The 446-nt window shown below is 55.4% G+C and carries 4 tRNA genes; all 4 read left to right on the top strand.

Going from position 1 to position 446, the window contains the following annotated elements:
- Positions 1-5: 5 nt before the first annotated feature.
- Positions 6-82 (top strand) — tRNA-Met (locus V6E55_RS25660).
- 44 nt (positions 83-126) lie between these two features.
- Positions 127-203: transfer RNA gene (locus V6E55_RS25655), tRNA-Met, on the top strand.
- A 44-nt stretch (positions 204-247) separates the two neighbouring features.
- A tRNA-Met gene (locus tag V6E55_RS25650) sits at positions 248-324 on the top strand.
- 44 nt (positions 325-368) lie between these two features.
- Positions 369-445: transfer RNA gene (locus tag V6E55_RS25645), tRNA-Met, on the top strand.
- The last annotated feature ends 1 nt before the right edge of the window (position 446 follow it).

The raw sequence follows: 446 nt of genomic DNA, 5'->3' as shown, positions 1-446 counted from the left end.
ACGGACGCGGGGTGGAGCAGCCTGGTAGCTCGTCGGGCTCATAACCCGAAGGTCGTCGGTTCAAATCCGGCCCCCGCAACCAATTAAAATTTGATGAAGTATCTTCTACAACAGTAGAAAGACGGACGCGGGGTGGAGCAGCCTGGTAGCTCGTCGGGCTCATAACCCGAAGGTCGTCGGTTCAAATCCGGCCCCCGCAACCAATTAAAATTTGATGAAGTATCTTCTACAACAGTAGAAAGACGGACGCGGGGTGGAGCAGCCTGGTAGCTCGTCGGGCTCATAACCCGAAGGTCGTCGGTTCAAATCCGGCCCCCGCAACCAATCAAATTTGAAGAAGTAAGTTTCTACAGAAGTAGAAAGACGGACGCGGGGTGGAGCAGCCTGGTAGCTCGTCGGGCTCATAACCCGAAGGTCGTCGGTTCAAATCCGGCCCCCGCAACCAA

The sequence above is a fragment of the Enterobacter sp. 342 genome, assembly GCF_036663495.1.
In the GTDB taxonomy this organism is placed as follows: Bacteria; Pseudomonadota; Gammaproteobacteria; order Enterobacterales; family Enterobacteriaceae; genus Enterobacter.
This window is presented reverse-complemented; position numbering and strand designations above follow the sequence as displayed.